Source organism: Streptomyces sp. MS191 (genome assembly GCF_008042125.1).
Lineage (GTDB): Bacteria > Actinomycetota > Actinomycetes > Streptomycetales > Streptomycetaceae > Streptomyces.
Genome location: NZ_RDBI01000156.1, coordinates 1 through 764 on the forward strand (window position 1 = coordinate 1; position 764 = coordinate 764).

Below are 764 nucleotides of genomic sequence, written 5' to 3' on the forward strand. Positions count from 1 at the left end.
TCTGCGTCTGCGGGGAGGGTGCGGCGGTGGCGGACATCTCGGTCTCTCCTGTCGTCGGGAGCAACAAGAAAGACCGTAGCAGATAGTTTTGTTGCAGACTATATTTTACGGATCCTGATGGGGCCGGTCCTGTCCACGGCTTCGGCGACTACCCCTTCTGGCGCGCCCTCCGGGCCGGTCGCGGCCCCTCGACGGGGGTCTCCAGATGGCCCGTGGCCAGCCGGTTCAGCGCGCGGAGCAGAGCGTCGCGCTCGTCGGCCGGCAGCGAGTCGAGGGCCTGCTGATGGACGTCGTCGACGATCTTCTGGCTCTCCGCCGCGACCTTCGCCCCCTCCTCGGTCACCGCGATGATCCGCGCGCGCCGGTCGGTGCTGGAGGGCCTGCGCTCCGCGAGGCCGGCCTTCTCCAGGGCGTCGACGGTCACCACCATGGTGGTCTTGTCCATGTCGCCGATCTCGGCGAGCTGGGCCTGCGTGCGCTCCTCCTCCAGGGCGTGGACGAGGACGCAGTGCATCCGCGGGGTCAGCCCGATCTCGCCGAGCCGGGCGCTCATCCGGGTCCGCAGGACGTGGCTCGTGTGGTCGAGGAGGAAGGACAGGTCCGGTTCGGTGCGCGTGGGTGCCATGGCGGTCATGCTCGCCAGGGTAACGAAAACCGATCCGTCGCGGATTATCCGCAAATGGAAGACCGGGCGGTGCGGTGACAGGGCGAGCGCCGGGGSCGGTCCGCKCGGGCCGGCCCCGGCGCTCGCCCTGTCACCGCAC

The 764-nt window shown here is 69.8% G+C and carries 1 protein-coding gene; it reads right to left on the reverse strand.

The window, feature by feature from the left end; translation table 11 throughout:
- Positions 1 to 148: 148 nt before the first annotated feature.
- Complete coding sequence (locus tag EAO71_RS35920) at positions 149 to 634, reverse strand: MarR family winged helix-turn-helix transcriptional regulator (protein WP_147981998.1); 486 nt, start codon at positions 632 to 634, stop codon at positions 149 to 151.
- Positions 635 to 764: the final 130 nt, after the last annotated feature.